Source organism: Neobacillus drentensis, from assembly GCF_021560175.1.
In the GTDB taxonomy this organism is placed as follows: Bacteria; Bacillota; Bacilli; order Bacillales; family Cytobacillaceae; genus Neobacillus; species Neobacillus drentensis_A.
The window spans coordinates 6,028,217-6,050,562 of sequence record NZ_CP091110.1 but is presented as its reverse complement, the minus strand read 5'-3'; the positions used below and the strand labels follow the sequence as shown (position 1 = coordinate 6,050,562).

Below are 22,346 nucleotides of genomic sequence, written 5' to 3'. Positions count from 1 at the left end.
TTTTGATGAAATCGCCCATCCTGCTGTTCTATTATCACTAGTTTTTCATAGTAATAGAGTAGAATCTTTTAAACGAGGTGGATGGGATGCAGGCATTAATTCGCAAGGCTAATCAAGAGGATTTGGAAAATTTACAGGCGTTTTTGACAATAGCCAATCTTGGGACCGATGGACTAACCGCAGAAACCATAGACTATTTTCTCCTGCTAGAAAACGAAGATGGCACAATCCGTGGTTCGCTCGGCATGGAGGCGTTTGAGGAGCATGGGATGCTGCGCTCACTGGTGGTTTCTCCCGGACAAGCGGATAAAGAAATTTTTATGCTTTTTGATCAAATGGTCAAATTAGCGAAAGAAAAAGGGATGAAAAGCTTGTTTTTGGCAACTAATAAAAGTGTGGCTTTGCCATTTTTTGAATTAATGGGCTTTCAGAAAATCGAACGTGAAGCGTTACCCACAGAGTTTTCTACCTCTGAGCACATTCGACAAGTTTTAAATGTGGATAACTCACTATTTTTAAAATTTTCACTATAGTTGTGGATTAATCCACAAAGTTATCCACTTTTTCCTCAAAGTTATACACAATTTGTGGATAAAACTTGTATTTATACCCACCTTCTTTTATACTTTCAAACGTACAAGGTGAAAAGATAGGAGTTTTTCCGCGCAAATTCGCCAAAATTCGATAAAAGTTTTGTCATCAATAAAGGTGGATAACTATGAACACAAACATCTGGAAAGTGGATAAATATGTGGATAATCTCGAGAATAATCCACAGGTTGTGGATGCAGCCAATTTTTTAAGAGAAAATGAAGTGGTCGCTCTGCCAACAGAGACCGTTTACGGGCTGGGTGGTAATGCTGAAAGTGATGAAGCAGTGGCAAAAATCTTTGTAGCGAAAGGGCGCCCCAGTGATAATCCATTAATTATTCACATTGCCGACCGCAAGCAGCTTAGTAGATTTGTAACTGAGGTTCCTCAAACAGCTGCTAAATTAATGGATGCCTTTTGGCCGGGTCCGCTGACAATTATTTTTAAAAAGAAGGATGGCATTCTATCAGAGAAAGCGACAGCAGGACTTGCTACCGTGGCGGTAAGGATGCCGGATCATCCCGTTGCACTGGCACTGTTGAAAACCTGTGGACTTCCGATAGCCGCTCCAAGTGCCAACAGCTCTGGAAAGCCGAGTCCAACGAAAGCGGAGCATGTGCTGGATGATTTAAATGGAAAAATTGCCGGCGTGTTGGATGGAGGCGCGACAGGAGTTGGCGTTGAATCAACCGTCGTTGATTGCACAGAGGGAATCCCAGTCATCCTAAGGCCGGGCGGTGTGACAAGGGAGCAGCTTGAGGCGGTTGTGGGAGAAGTTCGTGAAGATGCGGCCTTAAAGGATCAGTCTGCTCGTCCAAAGGCACCAGGAATGAAATACCGCCACTACGCACCAAATGCCCCGCTTTATATGGTGTCAGGCACTAAAAAATTTTTGCAATCATTAGTGTCGGAAAAGCAGCAGGAAGGACTTCGGGTGGGTGTGTTGACAACCGAAGAAAATCACCGCTTTTACAAGGCGGATGTTATTCTATCATGTGGCCGGCGAGCTGAGCTGCAAACGGTCGCGGCCGCTTTATATGATACACTAAGAAGTTTCAATCAAGACAATGTCGATATCATTTTTAGTGAAATTTTCCCGAATGAAGGCGTCGGACATGCCATCATGAACCGTCTGCAAAAGGCAGCCGGCCATAAGCTTATCAGTGAATAGCACCAGTGTCTCCTTAAGGAGGCTCTGGTGTTTTCTTACTGATTAAGGAAGTAGGAGCACTCCACAAGGAACGCCTCGGCAGCATAAGAATCGCACGAAGGAAAAGCGATAGCATTTCCGAGGAGGCCATATGCTGCTGACCAATGCGCTTACGCTTTTCTTGCTTCTAAATCCCCTTGGACGTGCATAGGCTAGGATAGTTAGTCCAAGGGGGCGGAGATCAATGTCAGAAATGTTTGGCGAACTCATTACACTATTATTAATGGCATTTGCGCTTGGGATGGATGCCTTCTCGGTAGGGCTTGGCATGGGAATGTACAAACTGCGGCTGAGGAAAATTTTTAATATCGGCCTGACCATCGGTTTATTCCATGTATGGATGCCGCTTTTAGGCCTATTAGCTGGAAAATTTCTATCTGAAAAATTCGGCACCTTTGCGACGCTCATCGGCGGGCTGCTCCTCATGGTCCTAGGGGTGCAAATGATTTGGTCGACGATGAAAAAAGAAGAAGCAAAGGTCATCTCACCAGTAGGCTTCGGCTTACTGTTATTTGCCTTAAGTGTAAGTCTTGATAGTTTTTCCGTTGGGTTGACGTTAGGGATTTACGGAGCGAAAACCTTTATGGTTCTTTTATGCTTTGGTATTGTGGCCACCGTGCAAACATGGGCAGGCCTTTTGCTCGGCAGAAAAGTCCAGGGCTGGCTCGGGACGTACAGCGAGGCCTTAGGGGGAACCATCCTGCTTGCGTTTGGAATAAAGCTGCTTACGCAATTTTGGTAAAATGAAACTAGGAATCTTTCAAAAAGCCACCCAAATTTGCTAGAATGAAGTTATCCAATCGCCTGGTTTTTAAAAAATACCAAGGTTCGTTACATAAACCACATAACGACGATTCGTCGCCTTGTTAGTGGTAAAGCCTTTTTTCGAAAATGATTCGGGAGAGGGTCTTTTTTTTAAAAGGTTTGGTTCAATTAACCAGTTCTAGGGTAAAATTTTTAAGGGAAGGTGGCGAGTAAAATGCGGCGTATTTTGTTTGTGTGTACTGGAAATACATGCAGGAGTCCAATGGCAGAAGCAATTTTAAAAAATAAAAAGCTTACCGATGTGGAGGTAAAGTCGGCAGGGATTTATGCGGCAAACGGCAGTGAAGCTTCCACCCATGCGAAGCAGGTGCTCGATGACAATCAGGTTCCGCATAATCACCGCTCACATCTGTTAACAGCGGAGGCCGTTGAGTGGGCTGATCTCATTTTAACGATGACGAGCTCTCATAAATTTGCGATTCAACAGCAGTTTCCTCAGGAGGTAATGAAGGTATTCTCGTTGAAGGAGTATACAGGTGAAACTGGCAGCCAGGATGTTGGTGATCCGTACGGCGGCAGTCTCGCAGTCTACGAGGAGACCTATCAGGAATTAGAAAAATTAATTGATAAAGCGATAGAAAAATTTAAAGTATAGTGGTTTTGCGAATGGCGGAAAGCTTTTTTGAAAAAACTACCCATTAATAGAAAAGGCAGGGCTCTCTTAATGAAATAAGAGGGCTATTATTTTTGCTTCAAATAACTGAACCGGGAAAGGTTTCTGCTTTAAATTTTTGAATGGGTGTGTCAAAATGAAAACAGATTATTCTAAGAGTTGCTGCAGAAGATTTGCGCGTCTGTTTGTAACGACAGTTTTTTGAATTTTGGGAAATGGAACAGGAGGATTTTTTATGAAGGTGGCATTAGCGTCAGATCATGGCGGCGTCAATATACGTAAGGAAATCGCCAAATTACTGGAAGAATTAAAGATTGACTACGTAGATTTTGGCTGTGATTGTGAAACATCCGTGGATTTTCCGGATTATGCACTGCCTGTGGCTGAAAAGGTAGCAAGCGGTGAATTTGATCGAGGTATTTTGATTTGTGGAACAGGGATTGGGATGAGCATTGCCGCCAATAAGGTAAAAGGCATCCGCTGTGCCCTTGTTCATGATACCTTCAGTGCCCGTGCAACGCGTGCACATAATGATACGAATATGCTCGCAATGGGTGAGCGCGTCATTGGACCAGGATTGGCCCGCGATATTGCTGAGATTTGGCTGACGGAAGAATTCGAAGGCGGCCGTCATGCGAACCGGATTGGGAAGATTACTGAGTACGAGAAAACGCACCTTTAAGCAAGACAGAAAGAAGGGTATGGTAATGATTCAAGATTGGGAAATAGAGCTTGAAACCATTCTAGGTGAATTCCAAGAACAGGCGGAACTAAAGCCTGGGCAGCTGCTTGTCGTCGGCTGCAGCACGAGTGAGGTAATCGGCGAACGAATTGGCACTGCCGGGACAATTGAAGTAGCTGAAATGATCTTTCAGCAGTTTAAAAAGCTCCAAGCGGAGACTGGAATTCAACTTGCTTTTCAATGCTGTGAGCATTTAAACCGGGCATTGGTCATGGAAAGCTCCGTTGCCCGCGAGCGGGGCTATGAAGAGGTTTCTGTTGTACCCGTCCGCAAGGCTGGCGGTGCGATGGCAACCTACGCTTTTGGGGGTTTTGAGGATGCCGTGGTGGTCGAATTTATTAAGGCTGAGGCTGGCATTGACATTGGCCAAACATTAATCGGGATGCACATAAAACACGTAGCCGTGCCCGTACGCGTTAAGCAAAAAAGCGTCGGACATGCCCTTGTCACCCTAGCAAAAACCCGCCCCAAACTCATCGGCGGCGCCCGCGCCGTCTACGAAAAAAACACCGAGAATAACAGCTGCTCGTAGTGCTAATGGTGACAGGCACCGTTAGCACTATTGTTCGGTTATTAATGGTGACAGGCACCCTTTTTTCTATTTTTATAGAGTTTATGGTGGCAAATTCCGAAAGATATGTTAGAATGAAGAAGGAATTTTCGAATTTTGAATTTTATTGGTGTTTTACATAAAAAGGGGGATTTAGGATGAAGCATTTGTCTCAAGCGGATGAGCAGGTTTTTAAAGCGATTCAACAGGAATTAGGACGTCAGCGTTCAAAAATTGAATTAATTGCCTCGGAAAACTTTGTAAGTGAAGCAGTGATGGAAGCACAAGGTTCTGTATTAACAAATAAGTATGCAGAAGGATATCCAGGACGCCGTTACTATGGCGGTTGTGAATATGTCGACGTGGTTGAAGATCTAGCACGCGAACGTGCGAAGCAAATTTTCGGTGCCGAATATGTAAACGTTCAGCCGCATTCTGGGGCACAAGCTAACATGGCTGTTTACTTCACGATTCTCGAGCAGGGCGATACTGTTCTTGGGATGAACCTTTCTCACGGCGGACACTTAACACACGGAAGCCCTGTAAACTTCAGTGGCGTTCAATATAATTTCGTTGAGTATGGTGTGGATGAAACAACTCACCGCATCAATTATGATGATGTCCGCGAAAAAGCGGTAGCTCACAAACCGAAACTTATTGTTGCCGGTGCAAGTGCCTACCCACGCGAAATCGATTTTGCTAAGTTCCGTGAGATTGCCGATGAAGTAGGGGCTTACCTCATGGTCGATATGGCTCATATTGCTGGACTTGTTGCAGCTGGTTTGCATCAAAACCCGGTACCATACGCTGATTTCGTTACAACTACAACCCACAAAACACTAAGAGGTCCTCGCGGCGGGATGATTCTTTGCAAAGAGGAATTTGGCAAGAAAATTGATAAGTCAATTTTCCCTGGTATTCAAGGTGGTCCGCTTATGCATGTGATCGCAGCAAAAGCTGTTGCTTTCGGTGAAGCACTGGAGGATAGCTTTAAAGAATATGCAGGAAACATTATTGCGAACGCGAAGCGCCTAGCAGAATCACTTCAAAATGAAGGGTTAAAGCTAGTTTCCGGCGGTACGGATAATCATTTGCTGTTAGTCGATGTGACAAGCCTTGGCTTAACTGGAAAGATTGCTGAGCATGTGTTGGATGAAGTCGGCATTACCGTTAATAAAAACACCATTCCATTTGACCAAAACAGCCCATTCGTAACCAGCGGAGTCCGCATTGGTACTGCAGCTGTGACAAGCCGCGGCTTTGGTTTAGAGGATATGGACGAAATTGCGTCGATCATCGCTTTTACATTGAAAAACCATGAAGACGAAGCGAAGCTTAACGAAGCACGTGAACGCGTTGAAGCATTAACAAATAAATTCATCCTTTATCCTGAGTATTAATCGTTTATAAAAATGGACCTTCATCCTGCAGATGGAGGTCTATTTTTTATATCTGTGTGAACCGCCGCTAATCAGCTTTAGAGACCACTCCGGAGCGCTTCATATTAGAAAGAATATTCACTCTACTTTTTCTCTCAAAACATTTGGAGATAAGTTGCTCTACGGGTCTTTTTTCTGTAAAATGAGGCGATGATTAATTTTTAAAAAAAGGGGCGATTATTGTGGCAAAGGTATACGTCTTCGACCACCCATTAATCCAGCATAAACTTACTTACATACGTGATAAACATACAGGAACGAAGGAATTTCGCGAACTTGTTGATGAAGTAGCAACCTTGATGGCATTCGAAATCACGCGAGATATGCCGCTTGAGGATATCGATATCGAGACACCTGTCTGCCCGGCAAAATCAAAGGTTCTTTCCGGGAAAAAAATCGGCATCGTGCCCATCCTCCGCGCGGGAATCGGAATGGTTGATGGGATTTTAAAATTAATCCCTGCAGCAAAGGTAGGTCATGTTGGTTTATACCGCGACCCAGAAACATTGCAGCCAGTGGAATATTACATTAAGCTTCCGAGTGATGTCGAAGAGCGCGATTTCATCGTGGTAGATCCGATGCTGGCAACGGGCGGTTCTGCAATTGAGGCGATTCGTTCATTGAAAAAGCGCGGCGCAAAAAATATTAAGTTTATGTGTTTAATTGCTGCTCCTGAAGGTGTGGAGGCTGTGAAAGCTGCCCACCCAGATGTGGATATTTATATTGCGGCATTGGACGAGAAATTAAATGACCATGGCTATATCGTCCCAGGTTTAGGCGATGCCGGCGACCGGTTGTTTGGTACGAAATAAAAAAGTCGAGCAGCGATGCTCGGCTTTTTTTGCATACTTTCCCCCTTCAAAGAAAACGCTATGAGGAAAAAGGGGACTCCATAAATGAAATGGCTGTTATCCATTCTTCTCACACTGCAAACCTCAACCGTACTCATTCACCCGCCGATACCAAAATCTACCCAAGTCGCGATCGTTGTGTTAAAACAACCGCAATCTGAACAGGAAATCAAACGCCTGATCAGTCCGTATCAAAACGTAAAGCTGCGCCGCATTTTCCATGAGGCCCTTGACGGCTTCTCGATTGAAGGCAGCCCTGAGGCGATCACAAGGCTAGGCCAGCAACAGCGCGTCCTAACCGTATCGCCAGTCGCTCAATATCAAGCTGAAATGGAAGAGAGCGTCAAAATCATAGGCGGGGAAGAAGTGCGCCGCATCTTTGACCATCAGAATCAGCGCCTCACCGGCAAAGGCATCACCGTCGGGGTTATTGATACCGGGGTCGACTATACCCACCCCGATTTAAAAAGTAATTACGCCGGCGGGCACGATCTTGTCGACAATGACCGGGACCCGATGGAAACCCTCGCCATTGGCAAAGCTACGATTCATGGCACCCATGTGGCCGGAATTATTGCGGCTAATGGAAAAATAAAAGGCGTTGCCCCCGAGGCTAAAATTGTCGCTTACCGTGCGCTCGGGCCTGGCGGGGGCGGGACCACTGAACAGGTCCTTGCTGCGATCGAACAGGCGATCAAAGACAAAGTGGATGTGGTCAATCTTTCCCTCGGAAATGACATCAATGGGCCAGACCTGCCAATTTCCCTCGCCTTAAACCGTGCCGTCGACAAAGGGATCGTTGCCGTGGCGGCGTCGGGGAACTCCGGTCCGAATGTTTGGACAGTCGGTTCGCCCGGTACGGCCTCTAAAGCCATATCCGTCGGGGCCTCCACACCGACAATGAAAATCCCCTCTTTACTAATAGAAGGAAATCGGCTGCGAATTCAGCCCTTGGAGGGATCAGGCAACTGGGGATTGGACCGCTCTCTCGAATTGGCAGACGGCGGGTTGGGCCGCAAGGAGGACCTTCACAACGTCCAAGGCAAAATGGTGCTAATCAAGCGCGGCACACTGACGTTTACCGAAAAAGCAAAAAATGCCTATGCAGCGGGGGCAAAAGGTGTGCTGATCTATAACAATTTGAGCGGGGGCTTCATGGGGAACCTCGATACTCCTATGACCATCCCAATCGGAGCACTCACGAAGGGTGACGGAGTCATTTTACAAAAAAAAATAACGAACCATCGTGTGACCGCACGGGTATTGATCAATGAGGAGCGAGACCGGCTCGCAGACTTCAGTTCGCGCGGTCCGGTGACGGGGACATGGGAAATTAAGCCGGATATCGTCGCGCCAGGGGTGGCGATTCAATCAACGATTCCAGGCGGTTACTTATCATTACAAGGCACGAGTATGGCCGCACCGCATGTGGCAGGGGCATGTGCTTTAATCAAGCAGGCTCACCCTGATTGGTCACCGGCCGAGATTAAGGCAGCGTTGATGAATACGGCCAAGCCGATTGGGCCAAATTCAAACGCTTTGTATCGGACGTATGAGCAAGGGGCGGGAAGGATTCAGGTGGATGAGGCGATCCAGACCACGTCGCTCGTCACTCCAAGCAGTCTTCGCTTTGGCAAATACAGCGATGAGAACAACAGCCATAAGGCCTTAGTGAAAATTAAAAATATGAGTGAGAAGACACAGCGCTATTCTTTTCGAATTCCCTATCAAGTCGAAGGGGTCAGGTGGCGTTTTCCGTTATCGTTTACGCTCAGGCCGAAGGAGTCAACGGAAGTAACGGTCGAATTGCAAGTTGATCCACAGGTGTTTAAACAGAAGATTCATGATGGTTATTTCCAGCTCGAGGCTGGGTCGGAGCTGATTCAAATTCCTTATCTGTATGTGCTTGAGGAACCGGGGTACCCACGGGTGATGGGCTTTGATTTTGCCTATGGCGACAGGCCGGGAGAATACCGCTATGAGGTGTACTTGCCAGGGGGTGCCGAGGAGTTTGGAATTGCTTTGTTTAACCCGGAGAGTTATCGCTTTGTCGGCTTCTTAGATACAGAAACAAATGTGAAAAAAGGACAGTTGCGCAAACTGATTCGAAAAGATCAGCTCCCGGCATCGGGTACTTATTTAGTCAAGATATTTGCCAAGAAGGCAGGAAAAGAGGATTTCATCGAAAGGATGATTATGATCGAAAAGAGTGAGAAATAGTTTCAGAAAGCTGGTGTAGAATGAACGCACCAGCTTTCTTTTTGAAAAGCTGTTTTATTAATTGTAACTATTTTTTGTTAATAATTTTCGAAATGAATAGAGAAATAAGAACATTAGAAGAGGTATGATATAGCTAATTATTTCTAAAAATATCGGCGGATTTGGATTATCAACAGTAATAAATATTCCATCATCTGTACTCCCTAACATTCCATTAAAAATTCCGTAACAAACATTTAATCCCCAATGAATGCCTGTATCTGCCCAAATCGAATTTGTTCGATAAAAGGCATAGGTCAACGATAATCCCAAAACAAGAGAAAAAAATGAATTCGATAAACTGAATCCCTCATTCCAACTATCATCTAATACATATATAAGGATAGAAATAATAAAAATCCATTTTCCATTTAGTTTACCTTTCAAATGACCAAATATATATCCTCTAACTATGATATCGTTTAAAAAAGAACCAATAAAGAATACAAAAATAACAAAGAAGAATAGAATTAAGGATTCGGTAAAATTTTTCACTCCAACAATTTCAAATCCATTAAAAAGATAGACTATAACATACTTTATTAACCAAAAGGAGAAACCGAGGCTAAATCCAAAAATCAAATTTTTCTTCCATTTTGGATGAAAAACAATGCCAATGTTTTTATAGTAATTTAACTTTGTTCCTTTTAAGATCACTTTCAAGAGCGGGAAAAATAAAATAACAAGCAATAATTGGAAGACAATATTACTGGTTTTTGCAATAAAGACATTTAAATATATATCCAGTAAAACAAATCCTAAAATTACAATGAAGTAAAAATAATTTCTCTTCTTTAAAAATAACATTTTCTCCTCCAGGAATTTCGATTTAAAATCTCTTCCTTTATTTTACATATAAAATGAGAGTTATTGTTATTTTTCAAACAAATTCTAGACAAGAAAATAATATTTTATTAGAATTAGATTAAAATTTGATTAAAAGTTCACAAAATAGACACAAATTCGCCCAAAAAAATTCAAATTTTACAATACAATTAAAGTGTTAACAAAGGTGTCAAACATTCAGAAATTATTAATAGTAGATTGTGGTATAATTCACGTAAATTCATTGACATTGACAATTGGCTATTGTATGCTAACAAAGGGTATCGATGATAGGGTTTTCATGTCGAATTATCTATATAAAGATAGTTATTCTTGAATGAATTTTTCACCTGCCCGATTGACATTCTCTAAGAGTGAGGATGTGACTATATGCGTCAAAATAACCGCAACCCATTCCAAGCAATGGCGTTAATGTCTGCGATTGTTTCCCAGTTAGTCGGCTCCATTCTCATCGGTATTTTTGCAGGCAGATGGCTTGACCGGCATTGGGGTGTAGAACCAATTTTCTTAATAATCGGACTGCTTTTGGGACTGGCAGCAGGGACCTATTCTATGCTTCTTTCAATCCGCCATTTCTATTCAGGAGATAAATCATAATGCCAGATTTCAGAGTTATGTACAACAGGCAAAAGAAATGGATATTCTACTTGCTGGCCATTTATGTTCTTGGCTGGGGCTTCACTATGCACCATACGATCTTTTTAGGATTGATATTGGGGACATGCTTTGGTTTCCTAAATCTCTGGTTATTAGTAAGGAAGACTGAGAAGTTTGATAAACAAGTATCAGAGGGGAAAAAACCCAAGTCTCTAGGCTCCTTATCAAGGATGGCGACAGCGGGTATTGGAACTGCAATAGCATTGAAGTACCCGGAATATTTTAATATTTTTAGCTTTGTGATAGGACTAATGACATCCTATATTGTCATTATGATAGATTATTTTTACAATGCAATACATGTACACAAAAAGGGGAAGTGAGGTGAGTACATATGGAACATAAAACTCCTGAGTTTGAATTCTTAGGTTTATGGTTTAATGGCGCTAACGTCTTAATGATCACTGTAGCAAGTGTCATTGTTTTTCTAATCGCCGTGCTTTCGACGCGCAAGCTGGCAATGAAACCAACAGGGATGCAGAACTTCTTTGAATGGGTGATGGACTTTGTGAAAGGCATCATCAACAGCACGATGGACTGGAAGGATGGAGGAAGATTTCACATCCTTGGAATCACACTCATCATGTATATCTTTGTATCCAATATGTTAGGTTTGCCATTTTCAGTTGTGATTGATGGAACACTTTGGTGGAAATCACCAACAGCTGACCCAATCATCACGTTAACTCTTGCTGTTATGATTTTGGGTCTTACCCATTATTATGGTGTAAAGTTAAAAGGTTTCAAAGGATATGCTCAAGGCTTCTTCAGCCCGATGGGATTCTTGTTCCCATTAAAGATTATTGAAGAATTCGCCAACACATTAACACTTGGTCTGCGTCTTTACGGTAACATCTTCGCAGGTGAATTGCTGTTATCACTTTTAGCAGCAGGACTGGCCCACCAAGGAATTGCCGGTACCATTGCCGCAGTGCCGCTGACATTAGTATGGCAAGGTTTCTCTGTGTTTGTCGGTTCGATCCAAGCTTACATCTTTACTATGTTAACAATGGTTTACATGTCTCATAAAGTGAGTCATGACCATTAAAATAACCGTTCATGCTCATGAACAAAAATAAAAAAATATTATGTTTTCATACATTTAAGGAGGAAAAAAAGAAATGACAGGTTCAATTGGTATTTTAGCAGCAGCGATCGCAATTGGTTTATCAGCAATTGGTGCAGGTATTGGTAACGGTCTTATCGTAGGACGTACAGTAGAAGGTGTGGCTCGTCAGCCTGAATTACGTGGTATGCTTCAAACTACAATGTTCATCGGGGTTGCGTTAGTTGAAGCCTTGCCGATTATCGGGGTAGTTATTGCGTTCATGGTATTGAACAAATAAAACTCGAAAATTTCCAGGTGGCGAAGATAACCGAATCCTTCGCCATTCATTTATGTTTGTTTGATTGAATTGATTGTTTCCAAACGTTTTAGCAACTCTTGAAAGGAGTGAACCCAGGGTGTTAACTAGCAGTTTTGTATTGGCCACTGCGGCTGAAGGCGGCGGCCACATTAATACTGGAGATATCTTCTTCCAGCTAATCGTATTTATCATTTTGTTAGCCTTGCTTAAAAAATTCGCGTGGGGTCCATTAATGGGCATTATGAAACAACGTGAAGAGCATATCGCTAATGAAATTACTGCGGCAGAAGACAGCCGTTTAGAAGCGAAAAAACTTATCGAAGAGCAGCGTAACCTTCTTAAAGAAGCACGTAATGATGCGCAGAACTTAATTGAAAGTGCGAAAAAGCAAGGCGACTTGCAGCGTGAAGAAATCATTACCACGGCCCGGGCTGAAGCAGAACGCCTGAAAGAAGCTGCCAAGATTGAAATCGAACAGCAAAAGGAAAAAGCTGTTGCTGCCATTCGCGAACAGGTTGCTTCCTTGTCTGTATTAATTGCTTCTAAAGTAATTGAAAAAGAATTAACAAATGCAGACCAAGATGCACTAATTAACGAATACATTAAAGAGGCAGGAGAAGGACGATGAGCAACACAATGGTAGCAAAACGCTACGCGTCCGCTCTTTTTCAAATCGCTAATGAACAGCAGGTTCTAGGTCAAGTAGAAGAGGACCTTCGTGTAGTTAAGGAAGTCTTGGAATACAATCCTGATTTAAAAGCTGTCCTTCAATCTTCAAAACTTACGATTGATAAGAAAAAAGAGATAGTAAAAAACGCTTTTGCATCAGTGAATGTGTTTGTCCTAAATACGGTATTGGTCTTAATTGATCGTCATCGCGAGGACCAAATTGCCGAAGTAACCGACCAGTTCCTTGAACTGGCAAATGAAGCAATGGGGATCGCAGAAGCGGAAGTGTACAGCGCACGTGAATTGACGGATGCTGAACGCGAAGCATTATCTGCGACGTTTGCTGCGAAAATTGGCAAAAAATCACTAAAAATTGAAAATATCGTCGATTCTAATCTGCTTGGCGGCATCCGTCTTCGCATTGGAAATCGGATTTATGACGGCAGCTTGCGCGGCAAGTTAGACCGTTTAGAACGTAAATTATTAAGTTAAGCTAAGATCTGAAAGAATAGGGGTGAAACTCATGAGCATCAAAGCTGAAGAAATCAGTGCCCTGATTAAATCACAAATTGAAAACTATCAGGCAGAAATTCAAGTAACTGATGTTGGTACAGTTATCTCAATCGGTGACGGTATCGCACGTGTTCATGGCCTCGACAATGTCATGGCTGGAGAACTTGTTGAATTCTCAAACGGCGTTATGGGTATGGCACAAAACCTTGAAGAGAATAACGTTGGTATCATCATCCTTGGACCTTACACAGAAATCCGTGAAGGTGACGAAGTACGCCGCACAGGCCGCATCATGGAGGTTCCCGTTGGGGAAGCCTTAATCGGACGCGTTGTGAACGCACTCGGACAACCAGTTGATGGAATGGGTCCAATCAATACAACTAAAACTCGCCCAGTTGAAGCAATTGCTCCTGGCGTTATGGCTCGTAAGTCTGTTCATGAGCCATTACAAACTGGTATCAAAGCGATTGACGCACTTGTGCCAATCGGCCGTGGTCAGCGTGAGTTAATTATCGGTGACCGTCAAACAGGTAAAACATCTGTTGCAATCGACACGATTTTGAACCAAAAAGGTCAAAACATGATCTGTATCTATGTTGCGATTGGTCAAAAAGAATCAACTGTACGTGGTGCGGTTGAAACCCTTCGTAAATATGGTGCATTAGATTACTCGATCGTTGTAACAGCTTCTGCATCACAGCCGTCTCCAATGCTATTCTTAGCACCTTACGCTGGCGTAGCAATGGGAGAAGAATTCATGTACGAAGGCAAGCATGTTCTTATCGTATACGATGACTTGTCTAAACAAGCAGCTGCTTACCGTGAGCTTTCCTTGCTGCTTCGTCGTCCTCCAGGCCGTGAAGCATATCCAGGGGATGTATTCTACTTACACAGCCGTTTGTTAGAGCGTGCATGTAAAATTAACGATACTCTTGGTGCTGGTTCAATTACAGCATTACCATTTATTGAAACTCAAGCAGGTGACGTTTCTGCTTATATCCCAACAAACGTTATCTCCATCACTGATGGACAAATTTTCTTACAATCTGACCTTTTCTTCTCCGGTGTTCGTCCGGCGATCAACGCAGGTCTATCCGTATCACGTGTAGGTGGATCGGCGCAAATTAAGGCGATGAAAAAGGTAGCAGGTACCTTACGTCTTGACCTTGCATCTTACCGTGAATTAGAGGCTTTCTCTCAATTTGGTTCTGACCTTGATAAGGCAACCCAAGCGAAGCTTGCCCGCGGTGCCCGTACGGTTGAAGTTCTTAAACAAGATCTTCACAAGCCGCTTACTGTTGAAAAGCAAGTAGTAATCCTTTACGCATTAACACGCGGTTTCCTTGATGATATTCCATTACAGGATATCCGTCGTTTTGAATCAGATTTCCATAATTGGTTAGACCACAACCGCAAAGAGTTGTTAGACCATATTACCAAAACGAAGGATCTTCCTTCTGATGAGGATATGGCTTCTGCAATCAACGACTTCAAAAAGACGTTTGCAGTTTCCGAATAATAGGGTCTGACATGTAGTAAGGTTCCGGCTTGCGGCCGCCGTAAGGCTGCCGTAAGGCCTGAGCCAGACATTCTTTGAAAAAGGGTGGTGAGAACCTATGGCTTCATTACGCGAAATAAAAACACGTATTAATTCGACGAAAAAGACGAGTCAAATCACAAAAGCAATGGAAATGACCTCTGCTGCGAAGTGGAACCGTGCTGTTACAAATGCTAAATCATTTGTACCGTACATGGAAAAAATCCAGGAAGTAACCGCATCGATTGCGGTCGGCTCCGGTGGTGTGAATCACCCTATGCTTAAAACTCGTCCTGTTAAGAAAACAGGTTATATTGTGATCACAAGTGATAGCGGACTTGCCGGCGCGTTTAACAGTAATGTCATTCGTAAAGTCCATCAAACGATTCAGAGCCGTCACAAATCGAATGATGAGTTCGCTATTATTGCAATCGGAAGAGTGGCCCGCGATTATTTTGTAAAGCGCAATATGAATGTGATCTTAGAAATTATCGGTATCCCTGCACAGCCAAATTTTGCGGATATTCAAGATGTAACCCGCAATACGGTCGCCATGTTTGCTGATAATACCTTTGATGAATTATTTGTCTTTTACAATCATTATATAAGTGCGATTTCACAGGAAGTGACCGAGAAGAAATTACTTCCATTAACGGATTTATCTACTTCTTCTCACAAACTCACTTCTTATGAATTTGAGCCTTCTGCAGAAGAAATTTTAGAAGTTCTCCTGCCACAATATGCGGAAAGCTTAATTTACGGCGCCCTGCTTGACAGCAAGGCAAGTGAACATGCTGCCCGGATGACGGCAATGAGAAACGCAACAGATAACGCAAAAGAATTAATTAATCACTATACATTAGTCTTCAACCGCGCTCGTCAAGCAGCGATTACACAAGAAATTACCGAAATCGTCGGCGGTGCGGCAGCATTAGAATAGTGCTTGGTGACAGGCACCATTACTAACACGCCTTTAGTAAAAATGAACTTGGTTCAGTGACCTTGATGAGTATCGTAGTGGGAAATGGTGGAGCGCTCCTATTTTCTTATTACAATCGTTACGAGTAGGGTGCAGGAACAAGGTTCATTTTTCAAAAGGATGTTTTTGAATTTTTGTAAAGAGTAAGTTAGGAGGGAAAACGATGAACAAAGGACGCGTTCTTCAGATTATGGGTCCGGTTGTTGACGTTAAGTTTGAGAATGGTCAATTGCCTGAGATCTATAATGCATTAAGAGTTGTCAATACAGCGCGTAATGAATCAGATGTTGATATCAACTTGACCCTTGAAGTAGCCCTTCATTTAGGTGATGATACTGTTCGTACGATCGCGATGTCAACCACTGATGGTTTAACTCGTGGTGTGGAAGTAGAAGATACTGGTAAGCCAATTTCCGTTCCAGTTGGGGATGTAACACTTGGTCGTGTATTTAACGTATTAGGTGAAGCAATTGACTTGAAAGAGGATGTACCAGCAAGTGCCCGCCGTGATTCTATTCACCGTGAAGCACCAACATTTGAAGAGCTTTCTACTCAGGTAGAAATTCTTGAAACTGGAATTAAGGTAGTAGACCTTTTAGCGCCATATATTAAGGGTGGTAAAATCGGTCTATTCGGTGGTGCCGGTGTAGGTAAAACCGTTTTAATCCAGGAATTAATCAATAACATCGCTCAAGAGCACAGCGGTATTTCTGTTTTCGCTGGCGTAGGGGAACGTACTCGTGAAGGGAACGACCTTTACCACGAAATGACAGATTCCGGCGTTATTAAGCAAACAGCGATGGTATTCGGACAAATGAATGAGCCGCCTGGCGCACGTATGCGGGTTGCTTTGACTGGTTTGACGATGGCTGAATATTTCCGTGATGAGCAAGGACAAGACGTATTATTATTCATCGATAATATCTTCCGTTTCACGCAAGCAGGTTCTGAGGTTTCTGCCCTACTTGGCCGTATGCCATCAGCGGTAGGTTACCAGCCAACACTTGCTACTGAAATGGGTAGATTAGAAGAGCGTATTACATCTACAAATAAAGGATCTGTAACATCAATCCAAGCGATTTATGTACCTGCCGATGACTATACGGACCCGGCTCCGGCTACTACTTTCGCCCACCTTGATGCAACAACAAACCTTGAGCGTAAGCTTTCTGAGATGGGTATTTACCCTGCGGTGGATCCACTAGCTTCGACTTCTCGTGCATTGGCACCTGATATCGTTGGTGAAGAGCACTATACAGTGGCTCGTGCGGTTCAATCGACTTTACAAAAATACCGTGAGTTACAGGATATTATCGCGATTCTTGGTATGGACGAACTTTCAGATGATGATAAGTTAGTCGTATTCCGTGCGCGTCGTATCCAGAACTTCTTATCACAGAACTTCCACGTGGCGGAGCAGTTTACCGGCCAGCCAGGTTCATATGTTCCTGTTAAAGAAACGGTTAAAGGATTTAAAGATATCCTTGAGGGTAAATATGATCACCTGCCTGAAGATGCGTTCCGTCTTGTCGGCCGTATTGAAGATGTGGTTGAAAGTGCAAAGCGTATGGGTGTAGAGGTCTAAAGAGAGCCAGGAGGGTAAAAAATGAAGACGATTAAAGTCAGTGTTGTTACTCCCGATGGCCCGGTGTATGAGTCTGATGTAGAGATGGTTAGTACCAAAGCTAAGAGTGGTGAGCTGGGGATTTTGCCTGGTCACATTCCGTTGGTTGCTCCACTTGCTATTAGTGCGGTTCGTTTGAAAAAGGATGGAAAGACGGAATACATCGCGGTTAGCGGTGGATTTTTAGAGGTTCGTCCTGATCAGGTAACAGTTCTAGCTCAGTCGGCTGAGGCAGCAACTGATATTGATGTAGAACGTGCCCTAAGAGCGAAAGAACGTGCGGAGCAGCGTATGAGAGACCACCATGCTGAGCATATGGATTTCAGACGTGCTGAGCTTGCCTTACAGCGTGCCATCAATCGCCTCGCCGTATCGGAAAAAAAATTATAGATAGATCGAAAAACCCTTCTGGTGTTTGTGCCAGGAGGGTTTTTTATGTTTATCAACCAAATGGTCAAGGAAAAAAATTATTAAGTAAATAACTTTTTTTCTGTCAGAGACCTTGAACCTATGGTATTTTAGACAAATAAAGAAATATTGTACAATACCAATTTCGATAGTCGAAAAATAGGAACAAAAGAGTTTACCATTCCGCAATAAATTGTTTGAAAGTTTTAGCTATTTCGATATTGACGAAAAACGTTATAACATGTAATAATATATTATAATACAACAGGTAATAAACACAGACAGGATAGGTTGAAGGAGGATGAACAAAAAGTTTAGACAGTCTAGTTTAATTCTCTATGAAAGCGGTTTAAAAAGCCTTTTGCCATGAGAGTGAATTTTCTGGGAGGAATGTATATGAAACGTTGGTTTAGTTTAGCTATCAGTATTTTAATCGTTATGTCATTAATTATCGGTTGTTCCTCAAAAAGCACTACTTCAAAATCAAAAGATGGAAAGACTACGATCACCTTTTTTTACCGTTGGCCAAATGAGCCGTACAAGTCCTATTTTAAAAGTGTTATTGCCGAGTTTGAAAAGCAAAATCCTAACATTAAAGTTGAAGAGGTAACTGCATTAAACGACGACTATAAGCAAAAAGCAAATGTTCTTCTAGGAAGCCAGAATCCACCTGATGTATTTTTTAGCTGGGCTGGAGAATATGGACAAAAATTTATAAGAGATGGTGTGGCATTAGATCTGACAAAATACTATCAAGATGACACTAAGTGGTCTGACCAGTTAATCAGCTCACAAGTAGACTTCTTTAAAAAGGATAACAAAGTCTATGGAGTACCGCTTTTTACAGACAGCAAGCTGTTCTTCTACAACAAAGATCTATTTGATAAGTTGGGTCTGAAAGCACCAACTACATGGGATGAGTTCATGAACGTATTGGCAACGATTAAAAAGAATGGAACAACGCCAATCATCCTGGGAAATAAATCACCTTGGGCCGCTGCTCACTATGTAACAGCCTTAAATCAGCGTTTAGTTCCTAAGGAAGTGCTGGACAAAGATCTTAGCTATCAGGGAGCCAAGTTTACCGACCCTGGATATGTAGAGGCATTAAAGAAATTAAATGAATTAAGACCCTATTTTAATGACGATCCAAATGCAGTCGCTCATGATGAAGCAAGAAGCCTCTTCCTGGGCGGGAAAGCAGCGATTACGTTCCTAGAAACACAGGAAATCACGTATATGAAAGACGCAACCTTTAAATGGGATACCTTTAAGGTACCAACGATTGACGGGGCAAAAGGGGATCAGGGCGGTTTAATCGGTGCACCTGAAGGCTTTATGGTTCACAGTAAATCTGCTCATCCGAAAGAAGCGATGGCGTTCTTGAAGTTTATGACGTCTAAAGCCAATGGTGAAAAGTTAATTAAAGATACTGGATTAGCTAGTACGGTAACTGACGCAGTCAATGAAAATACCGCAACAAAAGAAGAAGTCAAAGCAATGGATTTAATTAAGGAACAGAAAAATATGCTGATCTGGACGGATAGTGCGTTAGACAGCCGAATCTTCAAACCATATGGTGATGGAGTACAGACCATGCTTGGCGGCGGAATGAAGCCTGCCGATGTTATGAAGAGTGTTCAAGAAGCAGCAAAACAAGTGTATAACAAGTAGAAGGATCTACAAATCTATCAAAGGTGCCGGTTAAGAGGGACAACAACTCCCTTTTAACCGGCAAAATGCAAAATGACTTTGTTGTTTGGGGGGGTTAAGATGCGCGAAAAAAGAATGGTCCCAATTCTTTACATGGCACCTGCCTTAATTATGCTGGCCTTATTTGTATACTATCCATTAGTTCGAAATGTCGTAAATGGCTTTTATGAATGGAACCCATTTACATCAGATAGAAGCTTTGTTTTCCTAGATAATTATCTGCGGCTCTTTAAAGATCCTGTTTTTTACAAAGTGTTAAAAAATAATATGTTATACGCGGTAATCTCTGTAATTATGCAGGTTGGGCTTGGGTTAGTGATTGCAGCCGTACTGGAAGATAAGATTTTCAGGAGATTTTCTACCTTCTTCCGGACAACCTTTTTCATCCCCGTTCTCATCTCGATGACAGTCATCGGAATTTTGTTTAGTTTTATCTACAATCCCGAAGTAGGGCTGCTCAACAGTTTCTTACGATTGATCGGACTAGGGAATTTGGCAGAGGGCTGGCTGGGCAACCCCAAAACAGCGATTTATGCAGTCATTTTTGTCTCTCAATGGCAAAGTATTGGCTATGCGGTCATGCTGTATGTGCTAGCCGTGCAGAAGGTTCCAGGAGAATTATATGAAGCGGCTACCATCGATGGGGCCGGAAAGATTCGTACATTCTTCAGCATTACGGTTCCACAAGTAAAAGAAATGACCTTTGTTCTATTAATCTATACAGTGACTGGCTCGTTCTTAGTTTTTAGTGAGGTATATGTATTAACGAGTGGTGGTCCGGGGAACTCATCACAGGTTTTTAGTACATATCTCTATCAAAAAGCGTTTATTGATAATGAACCAGGATTTGCTTCAGCAATCGCAAACGTAATTCTTGGTATCACGCTGATCTTTTATTTCGTGCAGAATAAATTCTTAAAAACAGGGGAGGAGTAGAAATGAAGCTGGTGGAATCACAGGGAGAATCAGTGAGTCATGAACCAAAACTTGAAAAGCTGGCCGCGCTTAACTTGAAATCTAGTAAACGCAAATCGGGCTTTTCAGTCGTTGTCGGTTTGATCTTTCTCTTTTTACTCCTTTACTTTGCGGCCATTGCCTATCCCTTGTTCTGGATGATTATCAACTCTTTTAAAACGACGGCTGCCATTTTTAACGACAGCTGGGGGCTTCCAAAAGAATGGCTGTTTTCGAATTATACAACGGCATGGGAACAAGGAGTTTCCAGCTACTTCATGAACAGTTTGATCATTACGGGCGGGACCTGTTTGTTAACCGTTTTAATAAGTGCTTTATGTGCGTATGGCTTAACTCGTTTTCAAATCAAAGGCGGCAAGTTCCTGCTCTTGTTTGTTTCAGCGGGTCTGATGTTTTCTCCACAAAGCAGTTTAATTCCGCTTTATGAATTGGTTCAAAAACTAGGACTCTTTGATACGTACTGGGCATTGATTCTAACGTTTACGGCCTACCGAATTCCTTTAACCGTGCTGTTAATCCGTTCCTTTTTCCTATCAATCCCGAAAGAGTTAGAGGAATCTGCTTATCTTGATGGGGCTAACAGCTTTAAGGTGTTTACAAAAATATTCCTGCCAATGAGCAGACCGATTTTGTTCACGGGTGTTATTTTAACAGCTTATTATGCGTGGAATGAGTTTTTATTTTCGATTCTCTTTATTCAAACAGAAGACGTTAAACCGATTACCTCTGGACTGTTAGTGTTTAAAGGTGCCTTGAGCACGAACTGGGGTGTATTGATGGCTGGTTTGGTTATTTCCGCCATTCCGCTGATTGTCATCTTCCTCATGATGCAAAAATACTTTGTCCGCGGCTTAGCCGAGGGAAGTGTGAAGGGATAATTTTTAAAAAAATTATATTAGGGAGTGGACGCAATGTTGAACTTTAGCAGAGAAAAGTATTTAAAGGTGACAGGTGGAGCCATCGGGCTGAGAGAAGAAATTGAAAGAGTAGCAGACCAAGTCTATGAAAAAGGCTTTAAAAACCTGTTCTTAATCGGATCCGGCGGGGCAGTCGCAACCTTCTATCCATTCGAATATATCGTGAACTCAACATCGACGATTCCAGCCTATGCAGAAATTGCCGCAGAATTCGTTCTACAAAATCATAAACAGTTAAGTGAACAGTCACTAGTTATTCTATCCTCTCTATCAGGAACGACAGAGGAGACGGTTGCTGCAGCAAAATACTGTAAAGAAAGAGGAGCGACGACGATTGGCATTACAGGTGAGTACGATAAGCCGCTTGCTGACACAGTAGATTTCCCATTAGTCAACTTTGCGGAAAATGATTTTGCCAGTGATTCCAATCAATTGGTGCTCTTCCACCTTATTTTTAAACTGATGCATAAAAATGGTGATTTCCCTGAATATGAAAGATTTGCTTCACAGCTTGAAATCCTTCCGGAAAAGTTAATCGAGGCAAAAGAAAAATTTGAGCCGAAAGCAGAAGCGTTTGCGATTGTATATAAGGATGAGCCGTACCATATGGTGGTTGGATCAGGAACCACCTGGGGCCGCGCCTACTCTTATGCGATGTGTGTATTGGAGGAAATGCAGTGGATTAAAACGAAATCGATCCATGCAGCAGAATTCTTCCATGGCACAATAGAATTGGTGGAAGAAGATACAAGTATGATTCTCTTAAAAGGGGAAGATGAAACTCGTCCACTGATGAATCGTGTGGAGCGGTTTGCTGAGCAGTATACGAAGAAATTGACGGTGCTTGATACAAAGGACTATGCACTAGAGGGGATTAGTCCGGAATTTAGAAAGTATTTATCACCAATTGTTACGTCGACTCTTTTGCAAAGACTTAGCGTCCACCTTGAGGATAAGCGGAATCATTCGTTAGAGATTCGCAGATATTACCGCACAGTAGCATATTAAAAGGCGGAAGGGAAAGAGGATATCTTTCCCTTCTTCACTAATGGGAGGAACAA

At 42.8% G+C, this 22,346-nt stretch carries 24 protein-coding genes; 23 read left to right on the top strand and 1 reads right to left on the bottom strand.

Annotated features, from left to right (window positions below; all coding sequences use genetic code 11):
* Positions 1–86: 86 nt before the first annotated feature.
* From L1999_RS28585 to L1999_RS28545, 9 genes are all read left to right on the top strand, one after another.
* Positions 87–533 carry a GNAT family N-acetyltransferase gene (locus L1999_RS28585; protein WP_235741603.1) on the top strand — a complete coding sequence of 149 codons (447 nt, stop codon included), beginning with the start codon at positions 87–89 and terminating at the stop codon, positions 531–533.
* Positions 534–718: 185 nt separating this feature from the next.
* On the top strand, positions 719–1,762 hold the full coding sequence (locus L1999_RS28580) for an L-threonylcarbamoyladenylate synthase (protein ID WP_235741602.1): 1,044 nt from the start codon (positions 719–721) through the stop codon (positions 1,760–1,762).
* A gap of 223 nt (positions 1,763–1,985) precedes the next feature.
* Entirely contained in the window at positions 1,986–2,543 is a 558-nt protein-coding gene (locus L1999_RS28575) for a manganese efflux pump MntP (RefSeq protein ID WP_215045467.1), read from the top strand.
* Positions 2,544–2,780: 237 nt separating this feature from the next.
* Complete coding sequence (locus L1999_RS28570; protein ID WP_235741601.1) at positions 2,781–3,221, top strand: low molecular weight protein arginine phosphatase; 441 nt, start codon at positions 2,781–2,783, stop codon at positions 3,219–3,221.
* Positions 3,222–3,474: 253 nt separating this feature from the next.
* Positions 3,475–3,921 carry a ribose 5-phosphate isomerase B gene (rpiB, locus tag L1999_RS28565; RefSeq protein WP_235741600.1) on the top strand — a complete coding sequence of 149 codons (447 nt, stop codon included), beginning with the start codon at positions 3,475–3,477 and terminating at the stop codon, positions 3,919–3,921.
* Between the two features lie 25 nt (positions 3,922–3,946).
* Entirely contained in the window at positions 3,947–4,513 is a 567-nt protein-coding gene (locus tag L1999_RS28560) for a TIGR01440 family protein (protein ID WP_430540058.1), read from the top strand.
* Between the two features lie 176 nt (positions 4,514–4,689).
* Positions 4,690–5,931, top strand: coding sequence for a serine hydroxymethyltransferase (gene glyA, locus L1999_RS28555; protein WP_235741599.1), 1,242 nt, complete (start codon positions 4,690–4,692; stop codon positions 5,929–5,931).
* A gap of 221 nt (positions 5,932–6,152) precedes the next feature.
* Positions 6,153–6,782 (top strand): uracil phosphoribosyltransferase, encoded by a 630-nt coding sequence (gene upp, locus L1999_RS28550; protein ID WP_235741598.1) that lies wholly within the window; start codon positions 6,153–6,155, stop codon positions 6,780–6,782.
* 84 nt (positions 6,783–6,866) lie between these two features.
* Positions 6,867–9,041 (top strand): S8 family serine peptidase, encoded by a 2,175-nt coding sequence (locus L1999_RS28545; RefSeq protein WP_235741597.1) that lies wholly within the window; start codon positions 6,867–6,869, stop codon positions 9,039–9,041.
* A 57-nt stretch (positions 9,042–9,098) separates the two neighbouring features.
* Here L1999_RS28545 and L1999_RS28540 read toward each other — a convergent pair whose 3' ends face one another.
* Complete coding sequence (locus L1999_RS28540) at positions 9,099–9,887, bottom strand: CPBP family intramembrane glutamic endopeptidase (protein ID WP_235741596.1); 789 nt, start codon at positions 9,885–9,887, stop codon at positions 9,099–9,101.
* A 408-nt stretch (positions 9,888–10,295) separates the two neighbouring features.
* Between L1999_RS28540 and L1999_RS28535 the strand changes: the two genes are divergently transcribed.
* From L1999_RS28535 to L1999_RS28470, 14 genes are all read left to right on the top strand, one after another.
* Positions 10,296–10,523, top strand: coding sequence for an AtpZ/AtpI family protein (locus L1999_RS28535; RefSeq protein ID WP_235741595.1), 228 nt, complete (start codon positions 10,296–10,298; stop codon positions 10,521–10,523).
* Positions 10,523–10,906, top strand: coding sequence for an ATP synthase subunit I (locus L1999_RS28530; protein WP_235741594.1), 384 nt, complete (start codon positions 10,523–10,525; stop codon positions 10,904–10,906). Before L1999_RS28535 ends, L1999_RS28530 begins: the two co-directional genes overlap by 1 nt.
* An 11-nt stretch (positions 10,907–10,917) precedes the next feature.
* Positions 10,918–11,631, top strand: a complete 714-nt coding sequence (gene atpB / locus L1999_RS28525) for a F0F1 ATP synthase subunit A (RefSeq protein WP_235741593.1) — start codon at positions 10,918–10,920, stop codon at positions 11,629–11,631.
* A 73-nt stretch (positions 11,632–11,704) separates the two neighbouring features.
* Positions 11,705–11,929 carry a F0F1 ATP synthase subunit C gene (atpE, locus tag L1999_RS28520; RefSeq protein WP_215045475.1) on the top strand — a complete coding sequence of 75 codons (225 nt, stop codon included), beginning with the start codon at positions 11,705–11,707 and terminating at the stop codon, positions 11,927–11,929.
* 118 nt (positions 11,930–12,047) lie between these two features.
* Positions 12,048–12,578: a F0F1 ATP synthase subunit B gene (locus L1999_RS28515; protein WP_235741592.1), complete on the top strand. Its 531-nt coding sequence runs from the start codon at positions 12,048–12,050 to the stop codon at positions 12,576–12,578.
* A complete protein-coding gene (locus L1999_RS28510; RefSeq protein WP_235741591.1) occupies positions 12,575–13,111 on the top strand; it encodes a F0F1 ATP synthase subunit delta in 537 nt (178 codons plus the stop codon). The genes L1999_RS28515 and L1999_RS28510 overlap by 4 nt, the downstream gene beginning before the upstream one ends.
* Positions 13,112–13,142: 31 nt before the next feature.
* A complete protein-coding gene (gene atpA, locus L1999_RS28505) occupies positions 13,143–14,651 on the top strand; it encodes a F0F1 ATP synthase subunit alpha (protein ID WP_235741590.1) in 1,509 nt (502 codons plus the stop codon).
* A 97-nt stretch (positions 14,652–14,748) separates the two neighbouring features.
* Positions 14,749–15,609 (top strand): ATP synthase F1 subunit gamma, encoded by an 861-nt coding sequence (gene atpG / locus L1999_RS28500; RefSeq protein WP_235741589.1) that lies wholly within the window; start codon positions 14,749–14,751, stop codon positions 15,607–15,609.
* A gap of 202 nt (positions 15,610–15,811) precedes the next feature.
* Positions 15,812–17,233 (top strand): F0F1 ATP synthase subunit beta, encoded by a 1,422-nt coding sequence (gene atpD / locus L1999_RS28495; protein WP_235741588.1) that lies wholly within the window; start codon positions 15,812–15,814, stop codon positions 17,231–17,233.
* 21 nt (positions 17,234–17,254) lie between these two features.
* The gene (locus tag L1999_RS28490) at positions 17,255–17,662 is read left to right on the top strand and encodes a F0F1 ATP synthase subunit epsilon (protein ID WP_235741587.1); all 408 of its coding nucleotides are present in this window, start codon (positions 17,255–17,257) and stop codon (positions 17,660–17,662) included.
* A 414-nt stretch (positions 17,663–18,076) separates the two neighbouring features.
* Positions 18,077–19,354 carry an ABC transporter substrate-binding protein gene (locus L1999_RS28485; protein ID WP_235741586.1) on the top strand — a complete coding sequence of 426 codons (1,278 nt, stop codon included), beginning with the start codon at positions 18,077–18,079 and terminating at the stop codon, positions 19,352–19,354.
* Positions 19,355–19,453: 99 nt separating this feature from the next.
* Positions 19,454–20,329 carry a carbohydrate ABC transporter permease gene (locus L1999_RS28480; RefSeq protein WP_215045483.1) on the top strand — a complete coding sequence of 292 codons (876 nt, stop codon included), beginning with the start codon at positions 19,454–19,456 and terminating at the stop codon, positions 20,327–20,329.
* Between the two features lie 2 nt (positions 20,330–20,331).
* Positions 20,332–21,246, top strand: a complete 915-nt coding sequence (locus L1999_RS28475; RefSeq protein ID WP_235741585.1) for a carbohydrate ABC transporter permease — start codon at positions 20,332–20,334, stop codon at positions 21,244–21,246.
* Between the two features lie 33 nt (positions 21,247–21,279).
* Positions 21,280–22,293: an SIS domain-containing protein gene (locus L1999_RS28470; protein ID WP_235741584.1), complete on the top strand. Its 1,014-nt coding sequence runs from the start codon at positions 21,280–21,282 to the stop codon at positions 22,291–22,293.
* Positions 22,294–22,346 lie beyond the last annotated feature (53 nt).